The following is a 15,045-nucleotide window of genomic DNA, read 5'->3' as shown; positions in this document are numbered from 1 at the left end:
GTGTTGTGCACGTTTTGCAAATAGCTCCGCTTAACAGATTGGTCTGAACATCGCTAGACTGAGCCCACGAAGACGACGCCTAAAGGTCGTCTCTAAGAACAAGGTGTGGGCCGCGTAATGGGGAATGGTTTTATCGTGCCGCGCTAGCCGACGCCAAAAAAATAAAAGCCGAGAGCAGCGTATGGGGAAGCGGGGCGTAAGACCAAATGAAGAATCGCAGGCATTTCCGGAAGCAGTTCGTCCGCAGCGGGTGACGTCGATACATCGGAGCGTACTGCTGGCATTCGCAGTGACGATGCTCACTTGCATGATGAGCAGCGTGCTCAAAAGCATGTCGGATCACGTCACGGCTATCTGGCTGACGAATGCCATCTTGCTGGGCCAGATGATGCTGGTCGCGCCCAGGGAGCGCTATTGGGTGCTGGCGGGCGGCATTGCCGGCAACATGGTGGCCAATCTGCTGGGTGAGCGACTCGGGGTCGCATTGTCCTATACGTTGGCCGATACGCTCGAAGTGCTGATTGCGTTCAGCTTTGCACCACGTATTGGCGTTGTCGCTGAATTGCTGCGTCCCAAGGCGTTGCTAAGATTTCTCGCCGGCGGTGTGATCCTCGCGCCGCTTTTATCCGGACTGCTTGCTACCGCGCTGTTGCGCAGCCAATTGAGCGGGCAACTGCTACCGAATCTCGCCAACTGGCTGGTCACGCACGCGCTGAGTCTGGTGCTGTTTACGCCTACGGCTGTGGTGTTCTGGAACGGCGAAGCCGCCGATCTCCTGCGCGCGGACCGGCGCGTGAAAACCGTTGGTCTTCTGCTGCTCGTGTGCGTTGTCACAATCGGGGTGGTTGCGCAAAGCCGCATGCCGTTGCTCTACTGGGCATTGCTGCCCATCGTGCTGCTGGCGTTTCAAACGGACGTCGCAGGCGTCATGGTTGGGTTGCTGCTGTGTCTTGCCATTACGGTGTTGTTCACCATGCACGGCATTGGACCGCTATGGATATTTCCGTATCCGAACATGGAAGCCCGCATCTTTTCGCTGCAACTATTCATGCTTGCGGCGTTAGGCATTGCGTTGCCGATTAGCGCAACCCTGGTGTCGCGCGACCGTCTTGTCGCACTCCTGCGCGAGGGCGAACGGCGCTATCGGATACTCGCGGAGAACGCGACCGACATCGTCATGAGCGTGACGCTCGACGGCCGGCTAACCTATGTATCGCCGCGGGCTCAAACAGTCATGCAGCGCAACGCTGATGAACTGATCGGTGCCTACTTCCCTGATCTCGTCATTGCTGACGACCGCGCTGCGCTCGCCACGGCAATCGAAAACCTGGCGCTCGGCGCGAGCGAAATCTCACAGGTCAGCCGCTTCCGGCGACCCGATGGCCAGATCCTCTGGCTGGAAACGTATCTTCGTCCGGTGATCGATCCGTTCTCTGGACAGCCTGAATCGCTCACTGCAACCACGCGCGATATCACCGCACGCAAGGCGGCCGAGCAGCGTCTTGCCGACGAACGGCTCGAACTGCAGGGGCTGGCGTATCGCGACGGACTGACGGGGCTCTTCAACCGGCGACATTTCGACCTCGAACTGGCCAGTCAGTGGCGTCAACTCGCGGCGGTCGAGGATTCCGGATTTACGGCAGTCGTGATGATCGATATCGATGCGTACAAGAGCTATAACGATCACTATGGTCATCAACGAGGCGACGAGTGTCTGCGCACGATTGCGCAGACCATTGCGATGTCGGCAAGGCGCCCGACGGATATCGTGGCTCGCTACGGTGGCGAGGAGTTCGCGTTGATCCTTAGGGAAACCGACCTGCATGGCGGGCGCGTGGTGGCGGAGCGCATTCGCCGGGCGGTTGAAGGCTTGCAGGTGCCGCACCTCGCGAGCCCGGTCGGAATGGTCACCATCAGCCTTGGCGTCGCGGCACTGCAGCCGCGCGAGGGCGGTGACGCGGCCAGTCTCGTCGCGGCAGCAGACCGGGCGCTCTACGAGGCCAAAAGGCGCGGCCGCAATCAGACCTTCGCGGCCGAGGAAGGCGGTACGCACGCCGGTTCGACAGTCTGACGTCCCCGGCACACCTGATGTCATGCCGGCCAGAACATCCCCACGGCCGCGCACGCCATGACCGCCGTCGCAATCCATCCGACCCAGCGCAATACGCCGGTCACGACAAAGTCGCCCATGATCTGCCGGCGCGCCGACATGAGCATCACCAGCACCATGATCGGCACGGCCGCGACACCGTTCACGACGGCGGCCCAGTACAGCGCGTCGATGGGATCGAAATGGGCGAGCGTGAGTGCGATGCCGCCAAAGATTGCAACGGCCATCACCCCGTAAAACTGTTTAGCGAGGTTCACCTGCAGCGCAACGCTGTTGCGCCAGCTCATCGCACCAGCCGCCGCGTAAGCGGCGGATCCGGCGAGGAGGGGTACGGCAAGCAGGCCGGTGCCGATGATCGCGAGACTGAAGAGCAGGAATGCGAACGGACCGGCGATGGGTTTGAGTGCGCTCGCGGCGTCGGCAAAGGTGGCGAGACCCGTGCGATGCACGTGCAAGGTTGCGGCAGTCGAGAGGATGATAAAGAACGCCACGCCGTTCGACATCGCCATGCTGACCCATGATTCGACATTGATTCGGCGCAGCTGTGCGCCGGCCTGTTTCGGTGCATCCAGCAGGGCTTCCTGTACCGGTTCCGAGCGAATCTCTTCGACTTCCTGCGATGCATGCCAGAAAAACAGGTACGGGCTGATGGTGGTGCCGAGCACGGCGACCACGGTGATCAGGAAGTGACCGGAGAACGGGACAGGTGGTTTAACGAGCGCGAGGCCTACGGCTTTCCAATGGAACGGCATGACAAACGGAACGGCCACGTAAGCGAGCAACGCCAGCGGCAGCCACTTGACGTATCGCGCGTAGCGCTCATATGGGACGAAGACCTGCAGAAAAAGGGAAACGGTACCCAACAACACAATATAAATCTGCACGGGGCCACCCAGTACGAGCGCGACCGCGGCGCCCATTGCAGCCAGATCCGCGGCAATGTTGATGGTGTTGGCAATCAGCAGCACCATGACGGCGGCGTACAGGATCTGTGCCGGATAGTGGCGCCGCAGGTTGGTCGTGAGTCCGCTGCCGGTCACGCGCCCCATGCGCGCGCTAATCGACTGGATCGCTACCATCAACGGGTAAGTGAGCAGGACCGTCCATAGCAGTCCGAAGCCAAATTGCGCACCGGCTTGCGAGTAGGTGGCGATACCGCTTGGGTCGTCGTCGGCTGCACCCTTTACGAGGCCGGGACCGAGACGCCTCGCCCACGAGCGCTCCGCCTCGTCTTCGACTACGAGTTCAGGCTCGAACGGTTCGGTTGGCACAGTTGCCCCTTTGGCTTGGGCGTATAACGAACGCCACGGAAAGTGTCGGGTCGCGCTTGTCGCGCGAATAACGCTCGAAAGTCAGCACAATTCATGCCACAAGGAAAATTGCGCGCCCCCTTGACGCCGGTTTTGTGGGGAGATGGCAAGTAAAGAGCAGGACGGGGATGCGGGTTTAACATTCATGCGCCTTGAACCGGGTATTGGCATTCGTCGGCTTTACTGACTGAAGTCAAAGCATACTCAGTTGTATTGATGAAGCGAAGACGAGCATCGCAAGCCAGGCTTTGTAGAAGCAATGCAAGCACATCGTCGATGCATTATCGATCCGGCATTTGCGGCTTAAGCGCATTAAAGGAGTCGATGCCTTAGCTCGTTGCGCGCGAAACCATAGCGCTTTGCCATGTGCTCATGGCATAGTGCGACCATTGCCCACACGTAAGGAGGCGGTAATGGCCACACTCGAGCAAATTCAGGCACGTATGAAGAAACTTCAGGCGCAAGCGGAAGTGTTGCTTGCCAAGCGGGCGCAATCGGCGGTCGATCAGATTCGTGAACTGATGCTAAAACACGGACTGACCACCACCGATATCGAAGCGCGCGCCAAGGCGCGGCGTCAGGCCAGGTTCTCAGGGAAGGCGCTTTCAAACGGAACCGCCAAGGCCGCCAGTGCCAAAGGCAAGATGCCGCCGAAGTACAGGGATCCTAAAACAGGCGCAACGTGGAGTGGTCACGCCCGGCCTCCTGCATGGATCAAAGACGTAAAAGACCGCACGCGTTTCCTGATCGATGCGGCTGGCGCGATTGCGCTAAACGGCAGCGGCGCTAGCAAAGCGACGACAGCGGCTAAGAAAGTATCGGCAAAGAAAGCGGCGGCTAAGAAATCGCCCGCGAAGAAAGCGGCGGCGAAAAAGGCCGGTGCTAAGAAAGTAGCAACAAAGAAAGTAGCAACGAAGAAGGTTGCTGCGAAGAAAGTCGCAACAAAGAAAGTCGCGGCAAAGAAGACGATCGCGAAGAAGGCTCCCACGGCGAAGCGCGCCTATGTGCGAAAAGTGGTCGCCGAACAGGCGGCACCGGACGCTGCGGCGTAAAGGCTTCTGCCAGTCGCGGCCAGAAATGACATTGGCCCGCCAAGGCGGGCCAATGTATGGGCGGGAACCTGAGTTCCGGCGCTATTACAGCGGCGTGATGTTGGCCGCTTGCTTACCCTTCGGGCCCTGCTTCACTTCGAAGCTGACCTTCTGGTTTTCTTGCAGTGATTTGAAGCCACTTCCCTGGACTTCAGAAAAATGCGCGAACAGGTCTTCACCGCCGCCGTCCGGCGTAATGAAACCAAAGCCCTTTGCATCGTTAAACCACTTCACTGTACCTGTTGCCATTTTCCTGATTTTTCCAAAAAAGACGTTGTGTTGGTGCCGGTTTGCTTATCTCAGCAAGACGCGACGCTTCTTTTTACCACAGGAAAATGACAATCCACAACCAGGGTCGTTACCGGCTGTCGGAAAACGCCTTCCGCTTTGGCGCCACGCCGCGCAGCGTAACGGCTTCGGTCTCGGCGCGCAGGCTCTTTACGCGGGCGGCCAGCGCGGCCGCGCTGGCCTGGGACGGAAACGGGTCGAAGGCATAGCCACGGCGCGCCCAGGCATCCAGTCCGCCTTTCAGGGCGCGAATACGCGTAAACCCTTTGCGGCGCATCTGCTGCCTGATACGCATGGCTGTCGCCTCGTCGTGACAGACGCAATACACCACGCGCCGGTTTTCCGGTAAAGCCTCGTCGATGTCCGCCTGCGAGGCGGGGTCGAGGCGGCGCGCGCCGGGGATCCGATGGGTATCGTCCACTAGCGCCGATTCGGGCCGCGCATCCAGAACGATGGGTGGAGACTCCGTGCGCAGGGTCGCTTCGAGCTGTTCCTGGGTGATCCGAACCTGCTTGAGCCAACGTCTGAAGCGCCAACGCTGGATACAGCGGTACACGAAATACAGCAGCGACGCGGCCAGCACCAGGTCGATCACCGTGGCGCCATGGGCCCTGACTGCCACGACGAAGAGGCGCAACTGCCTTTCGAAAACGGCGCCGCCGAGCAGCCAGAAGGCCGCCCACACCGACGCCCCCAGCAAATCCCAGGCGAGGAAAATTCTCGGATCGACCCGAGTCGTGCCCATCAGCGGCGGGGTCGCAATACCGAGTCCGGGGATGAATTTGGACACCGATACGATCGGCGCCCCGAACCGCTCGAACATCGAACGGGCGGTCCGCACGTGGGCGCCGGCCGACATCGACAGTCGCGAAAGCGCGTTGATGAGCCGCTGGCCGTACCGGCGTCCCGCCGTGAACCAGATGCCGTCGCCGATCAACGCGCCCAGCACCGCGGCCGGCAATACGTACCAGAACGAGAGGGTTCCATTGGCAATGGCGGAACCGGCAAAGAGCAGAACCGGCACCGCCGGCAGGGGCACGCCGAGGCGGGTCAGGAGCACGTTGAGAAAGACGACCCCGCCACCCCAGGTCGAAATTTCCGATTGCGGAAACTCTATCAATTGCAGTACTCCTGAGGTCACGAATCGAGGCGCAGCGGCGCGTCTGCTGAACCTGCTTTCGTGGCGTCCTGCGTCTGGGATCAGGGGATCTGGGCAGACGTCGGCACGGGGTTAACTTGCGTCCGAATCGATAAGCGTAACGCGCACGCCTTCACATCCAGTGCTGCTGCTGACCTCGAGTTCGCGCCAGCCGCTCGCTTCGCCCCGCACAGAAATGAGCGGATCGATTTGCCGGTCTGGACGCAGCACATTGAATGGCCACGAAGGGCGCCGCAGCCGCTCGTGTACTAGCGTGCCGAGCCAGATCGGTGCCGCGGGCGCGCTGTTTTTGCGTTGCACACCGTAACCGGTGGGCCAGAAGCGCAGGACGTCACGTTCGTCGCGCGCCCCGCGGCTTCGGGTAAAGACCAGTGTGGAGGGTTCGCCGTTGTTGAGTTTCGGTAGAACCGGCAACGCGGTGGCCTCAGGATCGGGCGCCACCAGCGAGAGGAGCGATTTTGCTGAAAATTGCGTGCCTTCGATCCAGCCTCGTTGGCTCAACTGGGCTTCGATCTGCGCGCGATTGGCCGCCCATTGCACCGTGATCGGCTCGCGCCGCTCTCCTGACATATCGGACCGGTAGCACGCGAAGGTCTTCCAGAGGGTATCGGTCCATTGCGTTTCGCTGACCACGGTCAAGGGACGGCTGAGCGGGCCGGCCGGCTCGCTGGTCGGGCGGCTGAGCACGATCTGCGGGGCTGCGCTTGCGCAGATCACGAGCAGGATCACGGCGGGCATGAACCCGCGCGAAGCGGGCACCATTGGGTTGCGCCAGACGGCAGTGAGTGCGACGACGGCGACCCAGATCGCCGCGAATGCCGCCCCGCCAACTGCATCGGAGAACGAATAGCGCCCGAGATAGAGGCCTGCGAAAGCGACGGCGATGACAATCGCGGTGCTGACCGTCGTCGTGAGAATGCGTTGGAATTTGCCGACGCGGCGCGCCAGCAGAAACGCCAGAAAGCCGTACACAATCGCGCTTGCTGCCACGTGGTTGCTGGGAAATGCGTACACGTCGAGGCCCGCTGAACCCGGCGGCGCTCGCCGCACGGCCAGCTGGATGGCAAAGATCAGCAACTGGGAGAAGGCGACGGCGGCCAGCCAGTAAGCCACTGAGAGCCAGCGCCGTTCATACGTCATCCATACGATGACGGTCACGACGACGGCCGCAAGCGTGGGCACACTGCCTAAGGTGGCAAGGCTCGAAATCACACTGTCGGCCCAGGTGGAATGGATGGATTGCAGGAATCGATACACGGACAAATCGACCTGAACCAGCGGATCGCCATTGGCAACGCCCGTCAATACGCTGAAGAAAATGCCCGCAAACAGCAGCACCAGCACGGAAATGATGGCGACGACGCCCATGGCGGGTCGCTCGGGGTTCAACGCCTGACGAAGGAGGTTGGCGCTGCGTCCGTCGTGAAGCTGTGCCCAGGAGACGAGCCTGCGGCGCGACTCCATGGTCCATGCGCGGGCGCGCGACAGGATCATGTGCATCAACCGGTAGCTGAGCCAGCCGATGGCCGCGAGAATGGCGATGACCGCGACCAGACGAAATGAAACGGCGCCCGCGAGTTGCAGTGAGGCGCCGAATACCACGCCTGGCAGGATATGCGCCGGGGCCCACAATAGCGCCGACAGCACGTTCATCGCGTAGAAGCGCACTGGCGTCATGCCCAGCATGCCCGCCACGACCGGCACGATGGCGCGGATCGGCGCGATGAAGCGGGCAAATATCACGCTGCGTGCGCCGCGCGCGGCGAAATACTGCTGCCCGGTCTGCAAGATCTGCGGATGCGTGCTGAAAGGCCAAAGTTGCACGATCTTGTTGCGGTAGCGGCGACCCAGCCAGTAGCTGAGGCCGTCGCCGCCAACGGCGCCAATCAACGCGCAGACAAACAGCCAGCCGAGGTTCAGCGCGCCCGTTCCTGCCAAGGCACCGGCCAGAAACATCGCCGTGCTGCCTGGTATGAAGGTGCCGATGACGGCCACCGCCTCCAGGAAGGCGGCAAGGAAAACGACCGCCAGCGTCCATCCTGCGTGGCCGCCGAGCAGATGCAACAGTTGAACATACGCGTGCTCCATCTACCTCTCCGGCAGTCCAGCGCGATGAGCGAACGAACGCGATCGGGAAACGCGCCATGTCGAAATATAACCTCAGCAGGACCCGTGCCGTGCGATACGCGCCAGTACCGGAGGCCCCGGCCGGCCAACGCTGTTCCATGAGGCGCGCCCATTTGCGACGGTGCGTTGACGTGCTGCGAACTTGACCTATAACGAAGTTGCGGCGCGGTCGTTCTTTGCACTTCGACCGGTCGCCGCCGGACCCGACCGCCATTTGCTGCACCGCACAGTCCCGTCCGGCAGTCAGGCTGGGCGATTGGAGCCGTTACACAGACAGCGCGGCGGCAGCTTCCGGGGCGGACCATCCCGGTCCGCCCCGCTCCTGCGCGGCACGGTTCAGTTGATTGGCAAAGCAGGTAGGAGCCTGCATTCAGATTGGCGGACTGCCGCGCAACGGACTCAGGTAATGGGTACCCGATGCAAGGAGGGTCGAGATGAAGTCACTTTTCGTATTGTCGTTAGCCAGCGCGAGCCTGCTCCTGGCGGCTGGCATGGCGAACGGGCAGAACATGGGGACGGACGCGCAACTACGCGGCCGCACCATGCTGGAGAACGCGAACCAGTCCGCGCAAGACGCAACGGACATGTCCTACAGCGAACCCGGGCAGCCCGGCAAGCTGACTGCGCGTTCCATCACCAATGCATCTTACGGTGGCGAGGCCGACTCCGAGGAGGATTCGGGCGGGCCTCGGTGCACAACCGGTCCGCATTGCAACATTTTCCGCGGCCGATGAAGAAGGGGCACGCCGTATTCCATCAATGCGATCGTTCAGATGTGCGCACACGCTGCGCTCAAAGAAAAGAAAGGCGGTGCAATGCCAGACGAGGCATTGCACCGTAACACGCTGCTTAGTCCACCTTAAGAACTGCAGCTAAATATGACGCGCATAGCGGCGCATAAATCAATCTTCATTTTCACGACACGGTGTTGATGGACCGAACAGCATAACGTTGAGTGGCAGGTGCGCGTTTGGCACGTCGACACTCATGACGTTCTTCTCGCGTTAAGCCTGCTCGATGGGTATAACCTTGGAGAGAGATGATGAATAGGTTCGCGAAGTCTCTGGCAACCGTAGTTCTGCTCACCGTTAGTGCCGCCGGATGGGCAGCACCTGGACTCACGCCGCAGCAATGTAACGACTATCCATTCAAACGGATCAAAACGGAAATCACACATCAACAGTTGCAGACGGAGCTTGCGGAACTGGAAGCGGTCGGCTATCAACCGAATACTGACAACGTCGATTACCCGGCCAATATCGTCAGGGCCGAAAAGAAACTGCGTGCGGAATATCGACAGGACTGCGCGGGCGCGCCTCACGCGCAATATTCGGCAACGCCTTAGAGGGCCGCTTTAGATGGCACATTAGATGACTTGGCCTGTTGGCGCTAAAGAGTCTGCGCTTCGGAGTCGCAGCGGTTCGACACCTTTGAAATCAGCGTGAATATCTGCTTTGCGTCATCGGCCTTAAGACTTACGGCAGCTAATAGTCGGGTCAATGTAAAGAACCGGTTGTGAGCTTGCACGCAAGGTGCACGCGAGGCGCGCAAAGTAATAGGTTTTTCATCTTTGTGCAGCCTGGTATTTATTCGCGCAGCGCTATGATGCCGGGACTGTAACGATGCTGATCACACCGTGACGGGACGCAACACGCAAGGTGCTGTCGTCCCGGTCTAACGCTGCTCACTCGTTTTACGCGCGACGCCCGGTCGTTCAATAGGGGGTGTGACGCTCGTCCCATTCTATCCATGACAGCCCTCGATACAGGGGTGTCGATTGGGTGCACGTTCTCAACGAATCAACAAGCGAGGAGCCGGTGACTGTGTCCGCTCTGGAATTTGGCAAAGTACGGGGAACAGCGATTTCCACCGAGACACAGCAGTCAGCTCCGGCGACCCGCTCGGGTCAGCGCTGGCACACCACGACGTTTAGATGGTTATCTGCTTACGCGGCGATCTTCACGCTTTGCTTCGTGGCGCTGCTCGGCTTCCTCGAATACTCCGTGGGCGCAGCGATGGAGCGCGAAGCGGACAGCGGGATTCGCTGGCAAATGCGTTACTTCGACGCCAGGGACGACGATCAGCTAGGATCCGCTATCGACCAACGGCTCGAGCGCGAGAATCGCCACACGAATTACTACGGCCTGTTTGCACCGGATGGCCATCGGCTCGCCGGCGACATCATGGCACTGCCGCGCGACTTGAATCTCGATCAGCCGGGCAAATCGCACAGTACGAGCACGGGCCGCACGCTGACACTCGCAGAGAATGCTTCGATGTCCACCGTGCGAGTCATGGGAGAGATCCGCGGCAATGGCGATCAACTGGTCATCGGACGCAGCCTCGCCGATGTCCAGCATGTGCGCGAAGAACTGACTAAGGCGCTGATTGGCGGCGGCGTGCTGTGTCTGGCCATCAGCCTTGCGACCGGACTCTTGCTGAGTCTTCGTCAGATGCGACGGGTGGTGGAGATGCGGCGTGTCACGACGCGCATCGCCAATGGCGATCTGGGGCAACGTCTCGCCGTTGGCGGCCGCGACGAACTGGACATGCTCTGCCATCTCGTCAATCACATGCTTGCCGAAGTCGAGCGGTTGATGAACGAGGTCAAGGGCGCATGCGATGGCATTGCGCACGATCTGCGCACGCCGCTCGTGCATCTGCGGCTGCAGTTGGCAAACCTCGCGGAGCGGGTGCGCGATAGCGGCGACGAGGCGGCTAACACGCTGGTGGCGCATGCTCGCGCGGAGGCCGATTCCATTCTTGGCCGCTTTGGCGCGATGCTGCGCATATCGGAGATCGATGCGCTGCAGCGGCGCAGCGGATTTGCTGCGGTGTCGTTGCAGACGCTCATAGACGAACTGTGTGACCTGTATGAGCCTCTTGCAGAAGAAAAGTCGATCAAGCTGAGAACACGCATCGAACCGGTCGAGCTGGTGCACGCCGATCGCGAGTTGCTGTTCGAGGCTTTCAGCAACCTGCTCGACAATGCGATCAAGTTTGCGCCGGAGGGCGGTAATGTGAGCGTCGAGTTGTCGTCATGCCGCACAGGTCCGCAACTCGTGATTACCGACGATGGCCCCGGCATACCGGTAAGCGAGCGCAACGCGGTGCTTAACCGCTTCTATCGTGTCGAGCAAACGCGTCACCTGCCTGGCACGGGGCTTGGGCTCGGCATTGTCTCCGCCATCATTCGGTTACATGATTTCGAACTCCGGATTGGTGGCGAAGATAGTGGAACGACGATCTGCATCGATTGCTGGTCGCACGACCTGCAGTAGGTCCCGACGTCAGATAAGCTTGCTGGTGGTTTCGTTTCGCAGGACGAAGTGTCAACCTCTTGGTGTCAAGCCTGCGGCGAAAGCTTGAACGGAATGGGTTTGGAGCGAGAGGCGAGCTCTATCGGCTAACGCGTGAAAGGCTGCGCGTTGCGAGTCGAAACGGAAGGCTGGTCAAAAGAGGGGGCACGCGAAGCGGTTTAAGCGTTCGAAGTGCTGGATTGACCTGGGCGCGTTACGTGGCGCGAACCACAGAAGCGGGCAGGTCATCCGGCTTGCCTTGCTCAGTGATGCGCATACACCGTGCTGTCCAGTCGGGAAAGTTGCCCGTCATTTTCTGCCTGGACGAGCCGCTGGTACACCTGCGCACGCGTTCTGCCCGCCACCGGCTGACCATAGGGCGCAACCCACTGTCCCGCCTGATCGGTCGTGGAGGCGGTGGTAAAGCTTGAACCGGTTGTCGCCGGATGCGGATCGTTCGAACGGGTAGCGGTCTGTGCGAAGGCGGAACCACTCGCCGCGAGGCCGATCAGTGCTGCGAACAGGACGATTTTCATGGTGTATTCCTCGATGTCAGATGGAATGGAAGCTGGCTTGCCTGGCACTCACGGATGTGCGTACACGGTGCTGTTGAGATAGGCGAGTTGCCCATCCTTTTCTGCATGGACGAGTTCGCCATAGACCTCAGCGCGGGTTTTCGGCGCGACGGCCTGGCCGTTCGGCGGAACCCATGTGCCGACTTGCGGCGTGGCGTTCGACATCGCCAGGGTGGTCGTGGAATTGACCGGTGTCGCGGCCGTGGCAGGGTTCGTTTGAGCGAACGCCGTGCCGGTTGCGAGAATACTCAGCAGGACTGCGATCTTCAGCGCTTTCATGACTGTTCCTTCATGCGGAAGAGGTGGGTGAAGGCCGGGCCGTACCGCGTATCGCGATGTCCGTCTCGGTAGGAAGCAGAATAGAGAGGTGGGCCTATCGAACCGCGAGCATGAAAGTGAAGAGATTTTTAACCGGCTGCCGGGCGTGGCCGAGCGGATTTGATGGCGAGTGATGCAAAGGTGGCGAGCTATTTGTGTCAGACTCGAACGTCTCGTCCCGCGCACTGCTTCGGTGGGTGGCGACTCGAAACCTTCCGGCCCCATTCCTATTCACTCGGTTTTTCATGCGCACCCAGTTCATCAAATGGTTTTTCATCGTCTGCCTGCTCGGCAGCGGCACGCTTTACTCGGCCTTGATCCTGCTGCTGTTTCCTTTTGTCGGAAGATCGGGACGATACTGGCTGGCGGCGCAATGGTGTCGTGCAATGGTTGCATGGATGCGCTGGTTGCCGGGCGTTACCTGCTCGGTGGAAGGGCTCGAACATCTTCCGGCCGGGCCGTCTATCCTCCTGTGCCGTCATGAATCCACATGGGAAACGCTGGCCTTTCTGGCGCTATTTCCGCGCCGCATCAGCTTCGTGTTCAAGGAAGACCTGCTGCGTATTCCGTTCTTTGGTTGGGTCTTGCGCGGCCTCGACATGGTCAGCCTGAACCGCGGCTCGCCGCGCCAGGCGCATCAGGCAGTGACGCAGGAGTGCGCCGAGCGGCTCGCCAAGGGTGACGTGGTGGTGATATTTCCCGAGGGCACGCGCGTGCCGCACGATGCGCCGCCGCGGCTGACCTCAGGCGGAATTCGTCTTGCCTGCGCAACCGGCGCGCCGGTGGTTCCGGTGGTGCACAACGCGGGAAAAGTGTGGCCGGCGAAGGGGTGGCCGGTGAGGAAGGGGCATATCCGGGTCGTCGTCGGCCCGGAGTTTTCGTCCCGGGAGACGTCCCAGCAGGACTTGAGCCGCGCTGTCCACGACTGGATGAAAACAGCCTTGCTGGAGCTTTGAGGCGGGGTCGCAAGGCTGTTTTGGCAGCCTGGGGCCGCGGGAACATTGCCGCGAAAGCGGTGCCACAAAAGCACATGGCCCGCCGAGGCGGGCCATGTGCAGCAGGGGGAACGGGTGTTCCGGCCTGTTACAGCGGCGTGATGTTTGCCGCTTGCTTACCCTTCGGGCCCTGCTTCACTTCGAAGCTGACCTTCTGGTTTTCTTGCAGCGATTTGAAGCCGCTTCCCTGGACTTCCGAGAAATGTGCGAACAGATCTTCGCCGCCGCCGTCAGGCGTAATGAAACCAAAACCCTTTGCATCATTGAACCACTTCACAATACCGGTTGCCATTTTTTAATCCATTCAATTTAAATGTCGCGTTCGCGTTTGCCGCGTCTTCGCCCCGCGACCGAACGCGAAGAATGACTTTGTACCACGCTGATATCAAACCTGCCAATCATCATTGTTTCTAAGGTGTGCACTAAACGACAAAATCCCTCTAATCCGTGTTGGGTAAATGTAATGTTAAGGTGGGGTAAACTGCGTCTCACACTCTCCCAGGAAATACATGAAACATTACTTGCAGGAAGAGTTGACGTCGTTCTGGGGCCGTTTGACCCCTTATCTCGCGCTATTGGAGTCCGCGCACAGCGAGGCTCTGGAGCCTATCGGGCGCGTCACCGTGGACACGGAAGAACGCCAGGCATTTGCGCTGCATACCACCGATGTGAAGCCGCAAGGCGATACTTCCGAGGTTCCCACCGGGCAAAGCGCCACCTATACTCGCCTGAAGGCCGACGGTGCCACTTGGGGCCCCTGGCAGAGGGAAGCGTATTGATCACAGCGGCCAACGCCGCTTACGGGGCTGGACGGGTGTGGTGCCCGTCAGGCTCCGCCAATCCGAATTGCATCATCGTGTCGCGCCCGGCGAAGTCTGGCGCTCCGTTATTTTTCTGTTCCGCGTATGAGCAAGTCCGCATTCATCCCCAGCGTTCCGGCAAAGTCCGAAAGCGATTTCGAAGTCTCGGCATCTTCCCGTCTGGCCGGCTACCGGCGTTTTTTCGGCGTGCTGAACGTGGTCCGCAAGACTGACGGCAAAGTGTTGTTTCCGTTCGACGGCGCGCCCGAACTGGGACCGTTCCCAACGAAAGTCGAGGCACTGGCGGCCGCGCAGGTGTTTGGCGAGCATATCGTTGCCGCTGACCTGGCTAATCCGGAGCTCTAGCAACGTAGGCGTAACCCGCGTTTTGCGTCATGCATAGCGGTTGCTGCGCAGTATGCAACCCGGATGACGGGGCTTGCTGATCGGTTCGGTTCGTTGCCCCCATTGCGGTAACGCTTCTCCTCCTGGTGTTTACGATAGGGTCGATCGGGTCTCCATTCGGCGGGACGGTCGCTGCTATAGCGTTGAAATTTCGGTTTCCTGAGTAAGTGAGCGCAGCCGGCTCCAGGAACGAATGGAGACGTAATTGAACGCTTAATCTTCTGACGATATCAGTAGCCCTGCTGAACAAACGCGGCGCTCGTCCTCGTCTGCTCTTACGGGTCGTTCAGCCACCACGTGCCCGAGCCTCAATTTCCCTACCTCCTTGCCGTTAACTTGCTGACATAGTGCGATTCAGCACGCTTTTTTCACGACACATGGCAAGTCGTCACCTATCAGGCATCAAATTGAAATCGTCGTGCGCGCAAATTTTGACCAGCAAGCCCGGGATGGACGAGCGCGCCTCGAATGGCGACGGGTCGGCGCCGCAGAATCAACTGTTCCTATCGTATTTCTTCGCGTGGTAGCGGCGTCATCGGAGCGTCGACGTCCGTTGCGCCTGCACGGC

Annotated in this window: 15 protein-coding genes; 8 read left to right on the top strand and 7 right to left on the bottom strand. The window is 60.3% G+C overall.

Annotated features, from left to right (window positions below):
- Positions 1 to 124: 124 nt before the first annotated feature.
- Positions 125 to 2,071 carry a diguanylate cyclase domain-containing protein gene (locus P3T43_RS29135; RefSeq protein ID WP_429284462.1) on the top strand — a complete coding sequence of 649 codons (1,947 nt, stop codon included), beginning with the start codon at positions 125 to 127 and terminating at the stop codon, positions 2,069 to 2,071.
- A gap of 20 nt (positions 2,072 to 2,091) precedes the next feature.
- Here P3T43_RS29135 and P3T43_RS29130 read toward each other — a convergent pair whose 3' ends face one another.
- Positions 2,092 to 3,381, bottom strand: a complete 1,290-nt coding sequence (locus tag P3T43_RS29130) for an NRAMP family divalent metal transporter (RefSeq protein ID WP_429284461.1) — start codon at positions 3,379 to 3,381, stop codon at positions 2,092 to 2,094.
- Between the two features lie 452 nt (positions 3,382 to 3,833).
- On the opposite strand from P3T43_RS29130, the gene P3T43_RS29125 reads away from it, so the two are divergent.
- Entirely contained in the window at positions 3,834 to 4,472 is a 639-nt protein-coding gene (locus tag P3T43_RS29125; RefSeq protein WP_429284460.1) for an H-NS histone family protein, read from the top strand.
- A gap of 84 nt (positions 4,473 to 4,556) precedes the next feature.
- On the opposite strand, the gene P3T43_RS29120 is transcribed toward P3T43_RS29125, so the two are convergent.
- From P3T43_RS29120 to P3T43_RS29110, 3 genes are all read right to left on the bottom strand, one after another.
- Positions 4,557 to 4,760, bottom strand: a complete 204-nt coding sequence (locus P3T43_RS29120) for a cold-shock protein (protein ID WP_074266324.1) — start codon at positions 4,758 to 4,760, stop codon at positions 4,557 to 4,559.
- 109 nt (positions 4,761 to 4,869) lie between these two features.
- Positions 4,870 to 5,919, bottom strand: coding sequence for a VTT domain-containing protein (locus P3T43_RS29115; RefSeq protein WP_429284459.1), 1,050 nt, complete (start codon positions 5,917 to 5,919; stop codon positions 4,870 to 4,872).
- Between the two features lie 111 nt (positions 5,920 to 6,030).
- Positions 6,031 to 8,046 carry a VTT domain-containing protein gene (locus P3T43_RS29110; protein ID WP_429284458.1) on the bottom strand — a complete coding sequence of 672 codons (2,016 nt, stop codon included), beginning with the start codon at positions 8,044 to 8,046 and terminating at the stop codon, positions 6,031 to 6,033.
- 473 nt (positions 8,047 to 8,519) lie between these two features.
- On the opposite strand from P3T43_RS29110, the gene P3T43_RS29105 reads away from it, so the two are divergent.
- The 3 genes from P3T43_RS29105 (at position 8,520) to P3T43_RS29095 (ending at position 11,366) form a co-directional block, all read left to right on the top strand.
- Complete coding sequence (locus P3T43_RS29105; protein WP_429284457.1) at positions 8,520 to 8,819, top strand: hypothetical protein; 300 nt, start codon at positions 8,520 to 8,522, stop codon at positions 8,817 to 8,819.
- A 308-nt stretch (positions 8,820 to 9,127) separates the two neighbouring features.
- Positions 9,128 to 9,430 carry a DUF4148 domain-containing protein gene (locus tag P3T43_RS29100; protein ID WP_429284456.1) on the top strand — a complete coding sequence of 101 codons (303 nt, stop codon included), beginning with the start codon at positions 9,128 to 9,130 and terminating at the stop codon, positions 9,428 to 9,430.
- A 478-nt stretch (positions 9,431 to 9,908) separates the two neighbouring features.
- Positions 9,909 to 11,366, top strand: a complete 1,458-nt coding sequence (locus P3T43_RS29095; RefSeq protein ID WP_429284455.1) for a sensor histidine kinase — start codon at positions 9,909 to 9,911, stop codon at positions 11,364 to 11,366.
- A 281-nt stretch (positions 11,367 to 11,647) separates the two neighbouring features.
- On the opposite strand, the gene P3T43_RS29090 is transcribed toward P3T43_RS29095, so the two are convergent.
- Both P3T43_RS29090 and P3T43_RS29085 read right to left on the bottom strand, forming a co-directional pair.
- Positions 11,648 to 11,920: a DUF4148 domain-containing protein gene (locus P3T43_RS29090; protein WP_429284454.1), complete on the bottom strand. Its 273-nt coding sequence runs from the start codon at positions 11,918 to 11,920 to the stop codon at positions 11,648 to 11,650.
- Positions 11,921 to 11,968: 48 nt separating this feature from the next.
- Positions 11,969 to 12,238, bottom strand: a complete 270-nt coding sequence (locus P3T43_RS29085; protein WP_429284453.1) for a DUF4148 domain-containing protein — start codon at positions 12,236 to 12,238, stop codon at positions 11,969 to 11,971.
- Between the two features lie 284 nt (positions 12,239 to 12,522).
- On the opposite strand from P3T43_RS29085, the gene P3T43_RS29080 reads away from it, so the two are divergent.
- Entirely contained in the window at positions 12,523 to 13,233 is a 711-nt protein-coding gene (locus P3T43_RS29080; RefSeq protein ID WP_429284452.1) for a lysophospholipid acyltransferase family protein, read from the top strand.
- A 127-nt stretch (positions 13,234 to 13,360) separates the two neighbouring features.
- Here P3T43_RS29080 and P3T43_RS29075 read toward each other — a convergent pair whose 3' ends face one another.
- Positions 13,361 to 13,564: a cold-shock protein gene (locus P3T43_RS29075; RefSeq protein ID WP_074266313.1), complete on the bottom strand. Its 204-nt coding sequence runs from the start codon at positions 13,562 to 13,564 to the stop codon at positions 13,361 to 13,363.
- Positions 13,565 to 13,781: 217 nt separating this feature from the next.
- On the opposite strand from P3T43_RS29075, the gene P3T43_RS29070 reads away from it, so the two are divergent.
- Positions 13,782 to 14,051 (top strand): hypothetical protein, encoded by a 270-nt coding sequence (locus P3T43_RS29070; RefSeq protein WP_429284451.1) that lies wholly within the window; start codon positions 13,782 to 13,784, stop codon positions 14,049 to 14,051.
- Between the two features lie 126 nt (positions 14,052 to 14,177).
- Positions 14,178 to 14,438, top strand: a complete 261-nt coding sequence (locus tag P3T43_RS29065) for a DUF6723 family protein (protein WP_429284450.1) — start codon at positions 14,178 to 14,180, stop codon at positions 14,436 to 14,438.
- Positions 14,439 to 15,045: the final 607 nt, after the last annotated feature.

Origin of the sequence: Paraburkholderia sp. GAS41, assembly GCF_050436545.1 — a bacterium.
Taxonomy (GTDB): domain Bacteria; phylum Pseudomonadota; class Gammaproteobacteria; order Burkholderiales; family Burkholderiaceae; genus Paraburkholderia.
Note: the sequence above shows the minus strand (reverse complement) of the source record. Positions and strands in the feature narration are given on the sequence as shown.